General features: G+C 41.7%; 12 protein-coding genes. All 12 read left to right on the forward strand.

What is annotated here, in order from left to right:
• Window positions 1-2: 2 nt before the first annotated feature.
• Complete coding sequence (locus tag ACGHVY_RS06970; RefSeq protein WP_390598037.1) at window positions 3-995, forward strand: FecR family protein; 993 nt, start codon at window positions 3-5, stop codon at window positions 993-995.
• 27 nt (window positions 996-1022) lie between these two features.
• Window positions 1023-1778, forward strand: a complete 756-nt coding sequence (locus tag ACGHVY_RS06975) for a creatininase family protein (RefSeq protein WP_390598039.1) — start codon at window positions 1023-1025, stop codon at window positions 1776-1778.
• A gap of 374 nt (window positions 1779-2152) precedes the next feature.
• Entirely contained in the window at window positions 2153-5401 is a 3249-nt protein-coding gene (locus ACGHVY_RS06980; protein WP_390598041.1) for a TonB-dependent receptor, read from the forward strand.
• Window positions 5402-5421: 20 nt separating this feature from the next.
• Window positions 5422-7170, forward strand: a complete 1749-nt coding sequence (locus ACGHVY_RS06985; protein ID WP_390598043.1) for a RagB/SusD family nutrient uptake outer membrane protein — start codon at window positions 5422-5424, stop codon at window positions 7168-7170.
• A 16-nt stretch (window positions 7171-7186) separates the two neighbouring features.
• On the forward strand, window positions 7187-8869 hold the full coding sequence (locus ACGHVY_RS06990) for a hypothetical protein (protein WP_390598044.1): 1683 nt from the start codon (window positions 7187-7189) through the stop codon (window positions 8867-8869).
• Window positions 8870-8882: 13 nt separating this feature from the next.
• Window positions 8883-10598: a hypothetical protein gene (locus tag ACGHVY_RS06995; RefSeq protein WP_390598045.1), complete on the forward strand. Its 1716-nt coding sequence runs from the start codon at window positions 8883-8885 to the stop codon at window positions 10596-10598.
• A 3-nt stretch (window positions 10599-10601) separates the two neighbouring features.
• Window positions 10602-12173, forward strand: a complete 1572-nt coding sequence (locus ACGHVY_RS07000) for a PQQ-binding-like beta-propeller repeat protein (protein ID WP_390598047.1) — start codon at window positions 10602-10604, stop codon at window positions 12171-12173.
• Window positions 12174-12195: 22 nt separating this feature from the next.
• Entirely contained in the window at window positions 12196-13749 is a 1554-nt protein-coding gene (locus tag ACGHVY_RS07005; RefSeq protein ID WP_390598048.1) for a hypothetical protein, read from the forward strand.
• A 30-nt stretch (window positions 13750-13779) separates the two neighbouring features.
• Window positions 13780-14697, forward strand: coding sequence for a dihydrodipicolinate synthase family protein (locus tag ACGHVY_RS07010; RefSeq protein WP_390598050.1), 918 nt, complete (start codon window positions 13780-13782; stop codon window positions 14695-14697).
• A 111-nt stretch (window positions 14698-14808) separates the two neighbouring features.
• Window positions 14809-15255, forward strand: a complete 447-nt coding sequence (locus ACGHVY_RS07015; protein WP_390598052.1) for a YhcH/YjgK/YiaL family protein — start codon at window positions 14809-14811, stop codon at window positions 15253-15255.
• A 36-nt stretch (window positions 15256-15291) separates the two neighbouring features.
• The gene (locus ACGHVY_RS07020; protein ID WP_390598054.1) at window positions 15292-16527 is read left to right on the forward strand and encodes an MFS transporter; all 1236 of its coding nucleotides are present in this window, start codon (window positions 15292-15294) and stop codon (window positions 16525-16527) included.
• Between the two features lie 693 nt (window positions 16528-17220).
• A complete protein-coding gene (locus ACGHVY_RS07025) occupies window positions 17221-18957 on the forward strand; it encodes a tetratricopeptide repeat protein (protein WP_390598056.1) in 1737 nt (578 codons plus the stop codon).
• The last annotated feature ends 36 nt before the right edge of the window (window positions 18958-18993 follow it).

Genomic DNA, 18993 nt, shown 5'->3' on the forward strand with positions numbered 1-18993 from the left:
AAATGAATATACCTACTGATAAACAAATAGAAGAAGTATTGGCAGGAATTGCCAGTCCGGAAGATGCAAAATATGTGGCAGAGTGGTTTGCTACGGAAGAGGGGAGTGATTACCTGGAAGCCGCTATGACACGGGATTCGGAACTGATAAAAAATGAGTTCGCAGACTTGTATGTGAACCATGATATTCCTTCAAAGAAAATGCAAGAGCAGATACGGAAGAACATTCGTATGAAGAAGTTGAAACGTATCTGTTTCCGGGTTGCAGCCGTATTGATACCTGTTGTCTTGATTGTCGGACTTTATATACAACTAAATTCAAAAGTCGACCTGTTCGGTACTTCCGAATACGAAGAAGTCGTTGTAGATAAAGGCGAACGCATACAAATAATGTTTCAGGACGGGACAAAAGTATATATCAATTCTGACTCGAAATTAAGATATCCCAAAAAGTTTGCTCTAAACACCCGGGAAGTTTTTCTTGAAGGAGAAGCCTATTTCGTGGTGGCCAAGAATAAGAACCGTCCTTTTATTGTCAACCTAAACGGGCCGGCAATTCACGTACTGGGAACTTCTTTCAATGTACAGGATTACCCGGAAAACAAGGATATTGTAGTATGTCTGGATGAAGGAAATATTAATCTGACTCTTCCTACGGAAAAGAAATACCCGGTGCAACCCGGCGAAAGGTTAGTATATGACAAAGAGAACAAACAGTGCACCATATCCCAAATGAACGATATGCAACGCTTGTCGATGTGGAAACAGAATGTGATAGTATTTAAAGATACTCCGCTGCCGGAAGTCATCAAAGTATTAAACCGCTGGTATGATGTAGACTTTAAAGTAGAAGATGAACAAGCTTTGAAGTATGTCTATACATTGACTTCAGATAATACATTATTAGAAAAAGTATTGATGGATTTAGAGAAAATCGCCCCGGTGAAGTTTGAGTATAATGAAGATAAAAAAGAAGTGATAGTAAAAATGAAATAATATAATCATCAGAAATAAAGAAGGCATATGAATAAAGAAGTTGATTTATCCATATCTTGTTATGGAAAAGTAAAAGACAGGAAATATGATATTGTGGCATTGCCGTGGGGAGCTACCGAACCTCATAATCTGCATTTGCCATATATGACGGATTGTATTCTTTCCCATGATGTAGCGGTTGACGCTGCATTGATAGCTAAACAGGAATATGGTGTGAGCTGCATGGTTATGCCGCCCATCGGCATGGGTTCGCAAAATCCGGGACAACGGGAATTACCATTCTGTATCCATACGCGTTATGAAACGCAGAAAGCCATATTGACGGATATTGTTTCTTCCCTTTATATTCAAGGCATCCGAAAATTGGTTATTATCAACGGGCATGGCGGCAATACTTTTAAAAGTATGATTCGTGATTTGTCGGTAGACTATCCTGATTTTCTGATAGCATCAAGCGAATGGTACACCGTATTGAAAGCAAAAGACTATTTTGAAAATCCGGGTGACCATGCGGATGAAGTCGAAACGTCGGTAATGATGCACTATCATCCCGAACTGGTCAATCTTGAAGAAGCAGGGAATGGAGAATATAAAACCTTTGCCATACAGTCTTTGAATGAAAAGGTGGCGTGGATTCCCAGAAACTGGGGAAAAGTATCCAAAGATACCGGTGTGGGCGACCCGCGTGGAGCTTCTGCGGAAAAAGGTAAGAAGTTTGCAGAAGCAATCGCAGAAAAATATGCAAAGCTCTTTGACGAATTGGTGAATCAGGAACTTTACTAGATTGCAAAAAATATAGTGACGCTATCCTTGCGTGATAGTGACGGTATCCGGTAAGTATGGCGTCACTATGTGGACAGGATACCGTCACTATCCCAAAAGACTGTTTCTAACGAACTGCCAAGAAACCGAATCTATTGATATAAGTCCTTCTGAAAATAAAATCCGGAAGGACTTTTCTTTTTATATCCCATTTTCCTACAAATAAAAAACTAAGCCATATTTTTCTGAAAGCTAGTATATTATCACACGGATATTTATTGAAAATAAAAAAACTTCAGAAAAAAATGCTTTTTCCCTCACCCGCTTCTTAATCTCGTGTGTCCACTAAATACAAAGAGATTAAGAACCTATTTATAACTTTAAACAAACTAAGTATGAAGAACAGAGTATTGCTTGTATTGTTATTGAGTTTTGCTGTAAGTCTTACAGCATCGGCTCAGAAAATAACAATGAATCTTCAACAAGTCAAGTTGGAGAAAGTATTTTCGCTCATTACCAAACAGACGGGGCTTACGGTAGCATATAGCCGTACGATTGTCAATCCCGAACGGATTGTCTCTTTCCAGGCAAAAGACAAAGACCTCTCTAAAGTATTAGATGATTTATTCGCGGGTACGAATGTGGCTTATGAAATCGGAGAGAAGAAAATATACCTGAAAGCAAAAGAAGCTCCCGTTACATCACAAGGAAACCAACAAACAAAGAAAATAACGGGAACTGTGACAGATACCAAAGGCGAACCCGTGATTGGCGCCAGTGTATTGGTGAAAGGAGCGGGGACGGGCACTGTGACAGATGTAGATGGCAACTTTACATTGGATGCTCCGACAGACGCTCTTCTGGCAGTCAGCTATATTGGTTATAAAACACAGGAAGTAAAGGTAGGAAGTAAGAATTCATATTCTATCCAATTGCAGGATGATACGGAAATACTGGATGAAGTAGTAGTAGTCGGTTACGGCGTGCAGAAGAAATCAAGTCTGACGGGTGCTGTCGCTTCTATCTCTTCTCAAGATATTAGCAAACAGGTATCTTCCAATGTTGCTTCAACCTTACAGGGACGTACGCCGGGTGTAGACATCGTGCAGCAAGCCGGTGTTGCCGGAGCAGATGTAAATATCGTGATTCGCGGTGCCGCTTCTTTTGGTGCTACCGAACCTCTGTATGTCATCGACGGAGCGTTCAGTAATGCCGGATTAAGCTCATTAAATCCCAATGATATTGAATCTATCGAAGTACTGAAAGACGGTGCGGCAGCCGCTATCTACGGTTCACGTGCAGCCAATGGTGTCGTTTTGATTACTACCAAGAAAGGAAAGTCCGGCAAGCCCGTTATCCAGATAGACGGCTCATTCGCTTTCCAAAAGACGACTAATATTCCGGAGTTTCTCAATGCGTCGGAATGGAGAGAATTTGCCAATATGGTAGCAGATAACAGTGGCTTGCCTCATGCGCCGGAGAATGACAATCCCACCAATCCGAACCTGAATACCGACTGGTCAAAAGAATGGATACAGTTTGCCCCGGTATGGAATCTGAATGCCAGTATCGCAGGTGGTGGAGACAACTCTACTTTCAGCACAAGCCTTGGTTATCTTGACCAAACTGGAATGACAATTTATTCGGATTATAAACGTTATAACTTTCGCCTGAATACCTCTTATAAAAAAGGGCGTTTCTCATTTTCCGAAACACTAGGACTGACCCATAAGGATAAAACTCCTACAACAGCTTTCAACATAGCCTTGCCGACATTGCCTATTTATGATGAACAAGGACGGTTTACCTCGGGTGGCCCTGATTATTACATCAACCCCGAAGATGGCAAAGCGCAGAATAAGATAGCCCCGTTACACTACACAGACCAGTTCAATAAAGTGACGGATTTAATCGGCTCTTTGAACGCTCAACTGGATATTTGGGGCGGATTAAAATACAAGTTATCGTTAAGCGGAAATTATAGCAATAAGCATAATTATACCCATACTCCCGAGTATTACACAAAGTGGAACTCGGATGGAACTCCCGATAAAGATTACGGCAACACACGCAACAGCGTATCGGAAACAAGGGGTGAGGAATTTACTTATACCATTGATAACTTGCTGACTTACAATAAAACATTCAACCGTCACTCAATAGACGCTTTATTAGGAACAAGCTGGATGAGAGAGTACTATCGCTACATGACCAACTCTACCATTAACGATTTGGGTGGAACGGATATTACCGGATTCCAAAATGAAGATGGCAAGATTTCGGCAGGCGACAGTAATGCGGCATTGCTCTCTTTCTTCGCCCGCGTGAACTACGATTATGACAATAAATATCTGTTGTCCCTGAGCATCCGTCGGGATGAATCTTCCAAGTTCCATAAAGACAATAGGGTAGGTTACTTCCCCTCTGTCTCCGCCGGATGGAATGTACATCAGGAAAAATGGTTCCAAAATCCTGTAATGAGTAAATTGAAGATTAGGGCTAGCTACGGTGAGTTGGGCGCAAACTTCCTCAACCCCTATAATTTCGACGCGATAGCCTATGGACCTATTCCCTACACAGTAGGCGGAGAACGCTATGTGACAGGACGTGCAGCCTATCTGAAATCGAAAGACCTGAAATGGGAAACGGCAAAAACCACAGACATTGGTATCGAACTGGGCTTCTTCAACAACGACCTGACTTTATCATTAGACTATTTCGTGAAAAAGAACGTAGATTTGTTGGCACAGATAGACTTGAACCTGTCTTCCGGGCAAATCTTTGAAATCAACAGTTCACGTGAAAAACCGTACGTCAATACCGCTTCCGTAAAAAACACAGGATGGGAGTTTATGATGAATTACAGGAAACAATTGACGAAAGACTTCCATATCGATGCAACATTCAATATCGCAACATTGAAGAATAAGGTATTATCACTGGGAGAAAACGTGCAGCCGATTACTTCCGGCGCAATGTCCAGCTATTTTAATGATGCAGCTTCCATTACCATGCCGGGAGAAGCTATCGGTTCATTCTATGGCTATAAGATTGACGGTTTTGATGCGGAAGGAAATTTCATCTTCGCGGATACGGACAAGAATGGAGTAGTCAATGCAAATGACAAAGTCATTCTGGGCAGCCCTATTCCTGACTTCACATACGGCTTGAACATCAACATGGAATACAAAGACTTTGATTTGACAGTCTTTTTCCAGGGAGTACAGGGAAATGATATATTCAATCAGAAAAAGTACACCTATTATTTTGATTATTCCAACAATGTAGTCAAAGAGGCTATGAATGGATGGACGAAAACAAATAAGAATACAGGAATCCCTGTTATGAAAACCCAGAATACAAGTGGCGGAAACTCCCTGCCGAGTGAATTTTATGTTGAAGACGGTTCCTATTTACGTTTGAAGAACCTTCAGTTAGGCTATTCACTGCCTAAAAAATGGCTGGAAGCAATCCGGTTCAATAAACTGCGTATTTATGCAGGCGTACAAAATCTGTTTACATTGACCAAATACTCCGGTTATGACCCGGAAGTCAGTTCAAATGTATTGTTCTCACGTGGCATTGACATCAATTCATATCCTAATGCCCGGACGTTCACTTTTGGTTTTAACGCTTCATTCTGATAACTAAAAATATGATTAATATGAAAAACTATAAGAAAGTATATGCCGCATTTATCTTGGCGGGCGGCTTGATGTTACACGGATGCAACGGTATCTTTGATGACCTGGCCATTAATCCGAATCAGCCGAGTATGGGAGCTTATTTCACCAGTCCGTCCGCTGTAAATGACGCAGTGATGACCATGTACGGATATATGTCTACGCAACGCTGCCTGGGAGCTTCCGGCTCTAAGACGACGATAATCCGCTCCGACGAAGCATCATCCAATTCGGATTATGGAAAACCGGGTATGTTTGGTGCTGACTTGAATGCCAGTTATTACACTATCGAGCAACCTTATACATTGATGTACACCACCGCATCCCAAGCATCCTATATCATTGAAACCGCTCCGTCTGTCGATTTCAGCGGTAATGAGGAGCTACGGAACGCATACATGGGTGAAGCCTATTTCTGGAGAGCATTTGCGCACTATTACCTGTTGATTAATTTCCGGAATATATCTCCCATCAGGCAGATGCCACGCAATGGCGATGACTATGTCCGTCCCTTGGAAAAACCTGCTGCCGTATGGAATTTCATTCAGGAAGACCTGGCACACGCGAAAGAACTATTGCCCGTAAAGGGATATTGGGACAATAAGAATGCCGGTCGTGTGACAAAAGCTTCCGCAGCCGCCTTATTGGGAAAAGCTTACCTCTACCGTAGTGGAATCGAGCAATATTATGGCGAAGACAAGACCACATTTTACAGTGAAGCTGCCAAAGAATTTGCCGATATTATAGACGGAAAGTACGGGACTTATGACTTGACTAAAAATTATGCCGATAATTTTGATGTCGCTCATGAAAATAACGAAGAATCAATTCTTGAATTTCAATTCTTAGGCGATGTCGATAATGCAGGATTTAATCCAGGGCTTGCCACTTCCGGTTTGGCGTTCGATTCACGTGGATTGATGTTGCCGGGAGCGGGAGTAGGCTATGAAGGCGTAGTACATAACTGGCTTTATAACGCGTTTGTGAATTCGATAGACAAGGACGGCTATACGGATATCCGGATGTTCTCCACAATGATATTCAATGATTTGGACGCGAGCATTCATTTGAGAAATGACGCAGGCGGCAATCCGATACGTTTGAAAGGTCCCGGCGGCTATAAATGGGAAGAACTTTATCCGGCAAAGAATGGAAAAGAGGGATTCGCCACCGTATCCAATCCTTTGGCACATCCATTCAAAGCAGGTATCAGAAAAGGGATTGATTGTTCCATGCCTACACAAACGGAAGCGGACGGAACTCCTAAACTGGTCGGTGTAGGTGCAGGCGTCAAGGAGTATGTGTATAATCAACCCCGTGCCCATGGAGTGAACTGGCGGTATATCCGTTATGCCGATGTGTTGATGATGTATGCGGAAGCCGTTGTCAGTGGTGGTACGCAAGCATCGGACATGACTCCCTTGCAGGCAGTAAACAAAGTACGCGGACGTGCCAACATGAGCGAACTCCCTTCCGTAACCATGGCTGATATTCAAAATGAAAGAATCCTGGAATTTGCCCTGGAAGGGCATCGTTTCTATGATTTGCTTCGTTGGGGCAAGCTGGCCAGCCGCTTTACGGAGTTGCAGGAATCCGACCCTAACTTCAAGAAGTTCATATCGGCAGATGACTTTAAAGGATTCGTCACCAATAAGCACGAATGGTTGCCGATTCCTATCAATGAAGTGAATTCTAACCCTTATATCACAGAAAATAATCCGGGATATTAACTAAGAAAGAATTAATATGATAAATATGAAAAATATTGCGGTACTACTGTTCTGTTTGGTAGTACCGGGCATAACTATTGCCCAAACAGAAGTACTTTATAATGGCATACACCTGCCTGAACAATGGCCGCCCCGCTATGCGGAGCCACAAAAAGCACAAGATATGCCGATACCCTATCTTAAACAAAAGCCGGGAGTAATCCCGGTAAATGTAGGGCGGCAACTGTTTGTAGATTCCTTTCTGATTGCAGAAACCAATTTGGACAGAGTGATTCATACTCCCCGGTTTTACGAAGGAAATCCGGTACTCGGACCTGACAAGGAATGGGAAAAGACAACCGAAGGCGGACTCTACGCAGCACCTTTCAGTGACGGGATATGGTATGATGAAAAAGACCGGAAGTTCAAAATGTGGTATTTGGCAGGTGCTGGTGTCCTTCATAAAGGAGACAATCAGACCTTTTATACCGGATACGCAGAATCGGAAGACGGCAAGCACTGGACAAAACCTGTACTGGATATTTGGAACCAAACCAATATTGTAGATACCTGCAATCGTGACGCAGCTACGATTTGGCTGGACAAACAGGAGAAAGACCCGTCCAAGCGTTATAAAATGTTCAATGTCGAACGCCGCCCCACCGACCGCAGATGGCAATTTATCTTGAAATACTCGTCAGACGGGATTCATTGGGGAGAGGGAGTAGCCCAGTCCGGTGATTTATACGACCGTTCATCGGCATTCTACAATCCGTTCCGTAATGTTTGGGCATTGAGTATGCGTTACGGGACAAAAGTCTCTTCCCGTTCACGCAGCTATCTGGAAAATAAAGACCCCGAAGTGGCAGTAAGTTTCGCGCATCGTATCCGGAAAGGAGTGCCCGATAAGAATATGGTCTACTGGTTTACTCCGAGCGATAAAGAACCACGTCATCCGGAGTTTCCCGAAGTAGAACCGGGTATTTACAATTTTGATGCCATTGCTTATGAAAGTATCATGTTAGGACTGTATAGTGTATGGCAGGGGCCGGAAAATGGAGTCTGCGCTAAACTGGGTATTCAGAAAAAGAATGAAATTTTTCTAGGGTATAGCCGTGACGGCTTCCATTTCTACCGTCCATCTTTCAAGCCTTTCATGGCAGTGAATGAGACGGAAGGAGCATGGAACTGGGGAAATATGCAGTCTATCAACGGAGTGCCTTTAGTAGTAGGGGATTCACTTTATTTCTATTCCAGCGGGCGCCAAAAAAACAAGATTATGTGGGATAGCTACACATCTACCGGACTGGCTACTTTGCGCAGAGATGGTTTTGTCTCCATGCATGGAGATAAGGACGGCTATCTACTGACAGAGAAGATTAGCTTTAACGGCAAGCATCTTTTTATCAATGCGGATATAAAAGGTAGCCTAACCGTAGAAATCTTGGATGAAAATGGAAAGCCATTGGAAGGGTTTACACGGAAGGACTGTATGCCGATGAAGAAAACGGATAAGACAAAACAATTGGTTACCTGGAAGAAACACCAGGATATAGCATCACTCATCGGAAAAAACGTCCGTTTGAAGTTCTATCTGGATAACGCTGATATTTACGCATTTTGGATTTCTCCGTGGCAAACGGGTGAAAGCCGCGGATATACAAGCGGCGGTGGACCGGGACTGTCAGCCAGTGGTATAGATGTTCCTGCGAATCAATAAAAGATAAATGAGTATGAAACGTTTATTTTATACATTACTATTCTGCCTACCTTGCATGCTGATAGCTTGTGGTGGCAGTGGTGATAATATTTCGGGTGGAAATGACAATCCCCCGGCAGTGGTTCCGCCTGACGAAGAACCGGTAGATTCACGGTTACTATATAACGGGATTCGTTTACCCGAACAGTGGCCGCCGGTACGTTCATCTTCGTCAGAACTGGAAAAAGGAATGTCACCCTTTTATCTGTCGGATAAACCTTCTGTTATCAATATTTCGGTAGGACGCCAGTTATTTGTAGATAATTTCCTGATAGAATCCACTAATTTGAAACGTACTTTCTATTATCCTGAATATTATCCGGGCAATCCGATACTGACACCGGAACAGGATTGGGAGAAAACCGGAACAAAAGGTGCGGCATTTGCCGCTCCTTTCAGCGATGGAGTATGGTACGACGAAAAAGAAGGAAAATACAAAATGTGGTATATGGCAGGCGGTGGTTCTTATGCAACCAGTGGAGCAGGTGTAACTTGTTATGCGGAATCAACGGACGGCATTAACTGGACAAAACCAACTCTTTCCGTTGTAGCCGGAACAAATATCGTTGACTATAACTCAGAACGTGACGCGTCTGTTATTTGGGTGGATAAACAGGAAAGAAATGCTTCGAAAAGATACAAGATGTTTCTGGTTGCCCGTGAATCGGGGAAATGGAGATACCATTACAAGACTTCCCCGGATGGCAAGGTCTGGCGTGCCGCAGCCCAATCGGAGCCGATTGCCGACCGTTCAACAGTTTATAAAAATCCATTCAGAAACGTTTGGGTGTATAGTATGCGGCATAATGTCCGGGTAGATGCGAATAAATTGGTACGTGCGAGAGATTATAATGAAAATACCGACCCGGAAGCCGGAACAAAGAAAGCGGAAGCGTTATTGAGTGCATTCTGGTTCGGCCCATGGGCTAATGAGCAACGCCATACAGACTATCCGAATATAGCACCTGCGATATATAATCAGGATGCCACGCCTTATGAAAGCATTATGCTGGGATTCTTCTCCGTTTGGCAAGGACCGGAAAACGATGTTTGTGCTTCGGACAACGTAATCAAGAGAAATCAAGTCATGGTAGGATATAGCCGCGACGGTTACAGTTGGTTCCGTGAGGATATGAATCCTTTCCATGCCGTAAATACGACCACCTCGGACGCGTGGAATCAAGGTAACCTGCAATCCGTAGCCGGAGCACCGTTAATTGTCGGCGATAAACTCTATTTCTATCTGAGCGGTCGTCGTTTGAGAGGTACGCAGGAGATTACCACTACCGGACTGGCTATGCTTCGTCGTGACGGGTTTGCTTCCATGAAAGGAACGGGCGAACTGCAAACACCCTTACTGAAATTTGACGGTTCGTACCTCTTTGTCAATGCCAATGTCACAGGAGAAATGAAAGTGGAACTTTTAGATTCCAATAATAAAGTAATCGAAGGATTCTCAAAAGATGAATGTAAAGTCTTGAAAGGGGATAATGTAAAAGCGAAGATAGAATGGACAGGAAACGCTTCATTAGCCTCTCTGAAAGACAAACAACTGAAAGTAAAATTCTATATTGATAACGGTGAAATATTCGCTTTTTGGATTTCTCCTTCTGCGAATGGGGAGAGTATGGGATATACCGCTGGCGGAGGTCCCGGGCTGAATATTTCCGGAATAGATAAAACCAATTAAAAAATGAATACTATGAACAGATTAGCTTATTTATTATCATTGATTTGTATTCTTGCGTTTTCTTCTTGCGAAGAGGATAAGGTATATTATCACACTGCGGCAAAAGCAGATTTCACCATTGGTGAGAATATGTATGAACTGGGACAGACTGCTGTTTTTAAAGATGCTTCCATACCCGATGAAGGAAGCCGGATAGTAGCATGGTTATGGGAGTTTGGAGATACAAAAAAATCCGTCTCAACGGAACAGAATCCAACTTTCGTTTATCCGTCGGACGGCACATTTACCATTAAACTGACGGTGACTGATGATAACGGCTTGAGCGCCACAGCTAAGAAGGACCTTACCATCTTAGACCCGGCTAAAGCAATCAATGTAATGTGGCAGAAAGAAATGGGCGGACCTGTTGAAAGTACAGTCTCACCCGCATTGTCGGCTGACGGTAAAACGGTTTATATGATTACCGACCAAACTTCCACAGGAGCATTTGACATGAAACTTTATGCTTATGATACGGAAAATGGAACACTGAAATGGGCATTTGACGTAACCGCTAACATGAATGAACTGAATCCGGGCGGTGGGGCAAGCATGGTATATGCAAGTCCGGCAGTAGGACCGAATGGAGATGTATATATTGTGGTTCGTGATTTGAAGCCGGCTACTGCTGAACACCCCCGCGCATTATTCTTATTCGCCGTAGGAAGCAATGGTAGCAGAAAATGGGCATACAAAGCTGCCGACTCTAATTTATATGCTGTTACTCCGGCTATTGACGCATCCGGTAATATCTACTTCGGACATAGAGGAAAGAAACTAATCGTTTTAAGTCCGACCGGTGATGTAGTCAAAGAAATAGCTTTAGATGTGGAAGTGTTGTCCGGTATGTCTCTGTCGAAAGACGGAACTATCTATTTCGGCTCTTCTAAGAATACGGGATATTTCGGTTATGATTTTGCTACCGGTACTCAAAAGTTTGTTTATCAAAAAGATTTGGGTGGTACAGCATTGAAAGGAAACTCCTATACGGTAGGAGCGGATGGAACCATTTATACCGTAGCCGAACTGGCATCAGGTGGTGCCATTATAGCTTTAAATCCTGACGGAACGGAAAAATGGGTGTACAAGACTCCGGGAGCCATTGTCAACGGTGGTGTTGTGATTGGCACGGATGGAACGCTTTATGCCAATGGCGGAAATGCTGTTGCCGGTGAAGCTTCGGCAGGTATTTTTGCTTTGAATCCGGACGGTTCTTTAAAATGGCATTATGCTACGACAGATAACATAAACAACTGTGTGCCAATCGTCGATAACAGAGGATATATTCACATCATCTCGGACAAAGCTGTCTATTATATTGTGAAACAAGACGGTAGTTTGCTTGCATCCTCAGAATTGGGAGTAAAATGTACTTCCAGTCCGGTAATGGATTCAAGAGGATATTTATACGTCGGCATTGAAGCTGTCGCGGGTGCATCTGATATGGTATGTATTTCATCCGGTGCTACTTCCTATGCAGCTTCTGCATGGCCGATGAAAGGACAGAATCCGCAACGGACAGGTTTGCAAAAGTAAGTACCTTAAAAGGTCGGTAATTATGAAGAAATATTCTTTATTGACAGTTTTCTTATTATTAATCTGCAATGCTTCCGTATGCGGGCAAACAGGACGTATCCTTTTTGTTGATACGACATTAATTGAGAAAACAAATCTGCAACGAATACATCATTCGCCCGTCTATTATTCAGGCAATCCTGTTTTGAAAGCTGATAAAAAATGGGAATTGAATATAAATGGCGACCCTTATGCCGCTCCTTTCAGTGGTGGCGTATGGTATGATGAAGAAGAGTATAAATTCAAGATGTGGTATTCTGCCGGTGGCGGGAAGTTATTAGGACTCGTCACTTGCTATGCAGAGTCGTCCGACGGGAAAGTCTGGATAAAACCGGAGTTAGACGTTGTTCCGGGTACTAATATTGTAGATACATTAGAACATGATTGCGTTTCCGTATTGCTTGATAAATTTGAGAAAGACCGGACGAAGCGTTATAAAATGTTTGTTGTAGAATTTAATAATCGCTTCACGGTCAGTATGAAACTCAAATATTCTTCTGACGGAATCCATTGGAGTGCGCCGAAGGCTCTTTCGGGAGAGTTGTATGACCGTTGTGCGGCTTATTACGACCCGTTTCGCAAGAAATATGTCCTGTCATTGAAAACCATAAACGGAGTGTATAGGCGTTCACGCAATTATTTGGAACATGAAGACCCGGAAATGCTGGTTAGCCTGGCACATAGGATATATGACAACAAGAGCGATAAGTTTATCCAATATTGGTTTAATGCTGATGAGGATGACCCGCGTCATCCTCAATTTCCCGGACTGCGTCCGCAGATATACAATCATGAAGCAATGCCGTATGAAGGCTGTATGCTAGGCTACTTCACCGTTTGGCAGGGACCGGAGAACAATGTTTGCGACAGCCTGAATATTCAAAAAAGAAATGAAGTCCTGATAGGTTGGAGCAAAGACGGTTTTCATTGGAATCGGGAAAACAAGAAACCATTTCTTCCTGTCAGTGAGGACTTTCATGCATGGAATGCAGGTAATGTACAGTCTACTGGGGGGAACCCTCTGATAGTCGGAGACTCTCTTTACTTTTATGTCAGCGGACGCTATAACAGCAAGCCGAAACATGATTCCAACTTTGCCACAGGGCTTGCGATGCTTCGTCGTGACGGCTTTGTCTCTATGCGGGCAGGAAAAAAGGAAGGATATGTAGAAATTAAAACCCAGATTCCGGCAAACGGGAACTATTTGTTTGTAAATGCTGATGTGAAAGGGACTTTGGCAGTAGAAGTGCTGAATGATAACGGGCAACCCATAGAAGGATTCACAAAAAGAGACTGCATATTAATGAAGAAGTCGGATAAAACGAAACAGATGATTTCATGGAAAAAACATCTGGACGTAACATCACTGATTGGGAAAACAGTCAGGTTCAAGTTTTATCTGAATCAGGCGGATATCTATGCATTTTGGATTTCGGCATGGCAAACGGGCGAAAGCGGTGGATATACAGGCGGTGGAGGACCGGGACTATCCGGTAAAGGTATAGATACCCTTATGGATAAATTGAAAAATAACTAAATATAGTAAACTTAAAAAAGAAACAGTATTATGGAAAAGATTATAGGATTAATCAATGCTCCTTTTACTCCGTTTTATGAAAATGGAGAAGTAAATTATGAACCAATCGAAGCCTATGCGAAGCTACTTGTAAAAAATGGCTTGAAAGGTGTTTTCATCAATGGTTCTTCAGGGGAAGGGTATATGTTGACTGATGAAGAACGGATGAAGTTGGCGGAACGTTGGATGGAAGTTGCACCAGATGGTTTCAAAGTAATTGTTCACGTGGGAAGTTGCTGCGTAAAGTCGAGCCGGATGCTGGCGGAGCATGCGCAGAAAATCGGAACTTGGGGAATTGGCGCAATGGCTCCGCCTTTCCCGAAAATCGGACGAATAGAAGAACTGGTAAAGTATTGTGAGGAGATTGCTGCCGGAGCACCGGAACTGCCTTTCTATTATTATCACATTCCTGCATTCAATGGTGCATTCTTACCAATGCTTGCTTTCCTGAAAGCTGTTGAGAACCGTATCCCCAATTTTGCGGGAATCAAATACACCTTCGAAAGCCTGTATGAATACAATCAATGCCGTTTGTATAAAGATGGCAAGTTCGATATGCTTCACGGACAGGATGAAACCATTCTTCCATGTTTGGCAATGGGAGGAGCACAAGGCGGAATCGGCGGAACAACCAATTATAATGGTATAAATTTGGTCGGTATCATTGATGCCTGGAAAGCCGGTGACTTGGAGAAAGCCCGTGAATTGCAAAACTTCTCCCAGGAAGTGATTAACGTAATCTGCCATTTCCGTGGGAATATTGTTGGCGGTAAACGTATTATGAAGCTTATCGGACTTGATTTGGGTGGCAACCGTACTCCTTTCCAAAACATGACCGATGACGAAGAAAAACAGATGAAAGCGGAACTGGAAGAAATCCGGTTCTTTGAGCGTTGCAATAAATTCTGACAGGAGAAAAATATGAAGAATATAACTGACTATATTTTCATATTCCCCGCATGATGACAAAAGGATATATGCTTTGTGAGGAAATAATGTCTGAAATAGAAAAGAAATAAGATGATTGTATCCAATTTACAAAATAGCCAACGGGTGGAGAAACTTCACCCGTTGTTCAAGCAGCTTTTCCATTATGTGAAATCACATGACCTGCTGCACGAGGAACTGGGAACTATCAGACTGGATGGCGATAATTTATTTATCAATAATATCTATCCCGAATGTATTCCTGAAGGAAAGCGTTTATTAGAACTGCACCACGATTATATTGATGTGCACATATTGCTTGAAGGCAAAGAAACCATTGGTTGGAAAGCCTTGGAAGAATTAGAGATGGAAAGGCAAGCCTATGATAAAAAGAGTGATTGTGCCCTATATGGTGACGTTCCTACTACTCTCATCAATCTCTTACCCGGACAATTCGTTATTGTATATCCGGAAGCCCTCCATGCTCCAGCTATCGGTAAAGACTGGATATGCAAGCTGATAGCTAAAGTAAGAGTTTAGATAAACAGTCTCAGAAATCTTTTAAATACAACTACCATGAAAAATAAGAATATTTATCCATGGGTAGTAGTTGCGTTGCTTTGGGTAGTAGCGTTGCTCAACTACATGGATAGACAAATGCTTTCTACAATGCAGGAAGCAATGAAAATAGATATTGTAGAACTGACGAAAGCGGAAGCTTTCGGTGCTTTGATGGCGGTCTTTCTTTGGATTTACGGCTTTATGAGCCCGGTTGCCGGAATAATAGCGGACAGGCTTAGCCGGAAATGGCTAATTGTCGGGAGCTTGTTTGTTTGGTCGGCAGTAACATTCCTGATGGGATATGCCACGACATTTGAACAGTTATATGGTTTGCGTGCAGTGATGGGTATTAGTGAAGCATTGTATATCCCTTCCGCCTTATCCTTGATAGCAGATTGGCATCAGGACAAATCACGTTCGCTAGCTATTGGAGTTCACATGACCGGCTTGTATGTTGGTCAGGCAATCGGTGGATTTGGCGCTACGGCTGCGGCAGCCTTTTCCTGGCAGAGTACTTTTCACTGGTTCGGCATTGTGGGCATTGTTTATTCTGTAGTTCTTATCTTTTTCCTGCATGAGAATCCTGTTCGAATGAAAATAGAAAAGGTTGTCGCCAATGGCATTTATAAAGGAAATTCAATAGGAAAAGGGCTATTACTGTTATTTTCAAATATTTCTTTCTGGGTGATATTGTTTTATTTTGCGGCTCCTAGTTTGCCGGGTTGGGCTACAAAGAACTGGCTGCCAACGCTATTTGCGGAGAATCTGGATATCCCGATGGCACAAGCCGGACCAATATCAACAATTACTATCGCTTTATCTTCTTTTGTCGGTGTGATAATCGGGGGACTCTTGTCGGATAGATGGGTATTGAAAAATATTCGTGGACGTATATATACCGGAGCTATCGGGCTGGGTATGACAATCCCTGCACTGTTACTGCTAGGTTTCGGTCATGGTTTCATTAGCGTGATAGGTGCAGGGTTATTGTTCGGCATTGGTTTTGGTATTTTCGATGCTAATAATATGCCTATCCTGTGTCAGTTTGTATCGGCTAAATATCGGGGAACAGCGTATGGGATTATGAATATGACGGGAGTATTTGCCGGTGCGGCAGTAACTCAATTATTGGGAAAATGGACAGACGGTGGAAGTTTGGGTGAAGGATTTGCTATGCTTAGTATTATGGTGCTGATTGCACTGGGATTGCAGCTATACTTCTTGAAACCCAAAACGGATAATATGGAGTAACTCATACTATGGTTATTGCTGGGATTGTTATGCGCAATAAGTGAAAACGAAAATTAGTGTAAAGCTCATTTATTATCTCAAATGTATAGATATATTTGTAAATGTTACATTGATGCTATTCCTGCTCTTAAACTATTTTCTTTTTATTATACAAGATACTAATAAACTCATTTTGCGTTTTTAATAAATAATGAAACAGTTTATTATAAACGGGTCTTACGTTTATTATAAACGATATTCAGGGAAATTCAGCGAATAGTACTGAATATATTAAACAAAACGGGGTGTAATCTTTGCAGATTACACCCCGTTTCTATTCTTCCGGACACATCTCTAATGTCTCCAAATTATAGCTTTATGTCTTTATTTTTATATGTTTCATTTTTATTTTAGCTGATTTATTATGGCAAATATACAAAATAAAAAGAGGAAAGTCAATAGTTTCTTATTTTAAAAATAGTAAGTTTAATGAGTAAAGGGGGAAATATTTTATCAGACATTTGAAAAATAAAACATGGCAACTGCCGTGCTTTCATCGTTTTGTACTATTTTTGGCAAAAGAACATGCCTAATTTGAAATATTCGACCTTTCAGGATGGAATTAAGACATTATAAGATACATGGATTAGAATTGAGTGATATAATAAAATATAGTAAAAATTAGAGATTTAACACTATAAAAACAACAAACGTATGGAAAAGTTAGTCATTGTCATATTGCTTTCTGTATTTTCTTGTATGAGTTACGGACAGACAAATGGAAGTAACCGTAATAACACCTCTTATGATGGAGTTGCCGATAGTATTATATGGATTCTGTTAATTCAACCGGATTTAGTCTATTCTCCTGAAACAGTTTCCGACTCTGCCACTGCCTATTATGAAAAAGGAACTGAAAAATTCTATTCCAAAGATTATAAGGGAGCGATTAAAGATTACAGTAGAGCCATCGAAATTAATCCGAATTATATAGCAGCATATACCAACCGGGGAATTTCCAAAGCAGAGTCCGGTGATTATAAAGGAGCGATTATGGATTACAACAAGGTTATTAGTCTTGATCCTGATGACGCCTTTGTATATTGCTATCGCGGAGTAGTCAGGGCTAAATTAGGTGATATGGAAGGAGCAGTCGCAGATTTTGACAAATCTATTGCCATTGATTCCGAACAGACTATAGCATACAATAATCGGGGAACTATTAAATATGCTACCGGTGATTACGAAGGCGCACTTTCTGATTATTCAAAGGCGATTGAAATTCGTCCCAACGCACTTTTTTATCTCGTGCGTGCTGCGGTCAGACACAAAATAGGAGATTATAAAGGCGAGATAGCCGATTATCGTCAGTCTTTCATATACAGCACTCCCAATGCGGCACTATACAACCAACTTGGATATGCATTGTATGAACAGAAACAGTACGAGGAAGCACTAAAAGTATATGACGAAGGGATATCTGTTTATCCAAAGGATCATGATTTATATTATGGTCTTGAACTGGTTTGTAGCCAGTTAAATGACAAAAATAAGGCTATCGATATTGTTTCCGACACCATTACAATTAAAACGAAAGGTTTCCTTTCCCTTTTGGCTACACCGGGATTTGAATTTATTGTTTCAGATGGAAACAAAACGGAAAAAATTGTAGGGAAAGGATTTACTGCCGGAGACTCTATAAAATACAAATTATCATCGGACGAAGAAGGGACAGTAAGTATTATCGGTTCAGTTGGAAATTTATTATTCGCATCAGCCACAAATAAATCTTCTTATATGTATCACCTTCGGAAACAAGGGAGAAGGAAAACGATTGTTGTGTTTGTTGATAATTTGTTGCAACTCGATATTAGTAAAAATAAATCTTTGCGCCATGTGTTGTGTCGTGAATGTCAATTAACCGAATTGGATGTAACACACAATCAGGATTTGGAAGAGTTGGATTGTTCTCAAAATCGGTTGAAATCCCTCGATGTAAGTCAAAATAAAAATCTTCGCGTATTGTATTGTACTAAAAATAGCTTGACAAACATAGATGTAAGCCATAATCTAATGCTTGAAGAACTGATTTGCTTTGATAATGATAACTTATCCTTAGATGTAAGTGCAAATAAGAATTTGGAGTTTCTTAGTTGTGACGGACTGTTGAAAGAACTTGATGTTACTAACAATACGAGACTAAAACAATTAATATGCCGATGTAAATTAACCAAACTTGATTTGAGTAAAAATGAGAAGTTGAGAGAATTACAGATTGAAGAAAACAACTTATCTGCCGAAGCACTTAATTCTATTTTCAAAGTTCTTCCTACAATCGATTATTATAGGGATCATCCAAGAATCAATTTTTCTGATAATCCGGGCACTTCTGACTGTGACCGTTCTATTCTGGAAGAAAAAGGCTGGTTGCCATCCAATAACGATATGTAAGATAAAAACGACTGATGGTATTTAAGTCTTTTGAGT

This window comes from Bacteroides sp. f07, assembly GCF_042854785.1.
Lineage (GTDB): Bacteria > Bacteroidota > Bacteroidia > Bacteroidales > Bacteroidaceae > Bacteroides.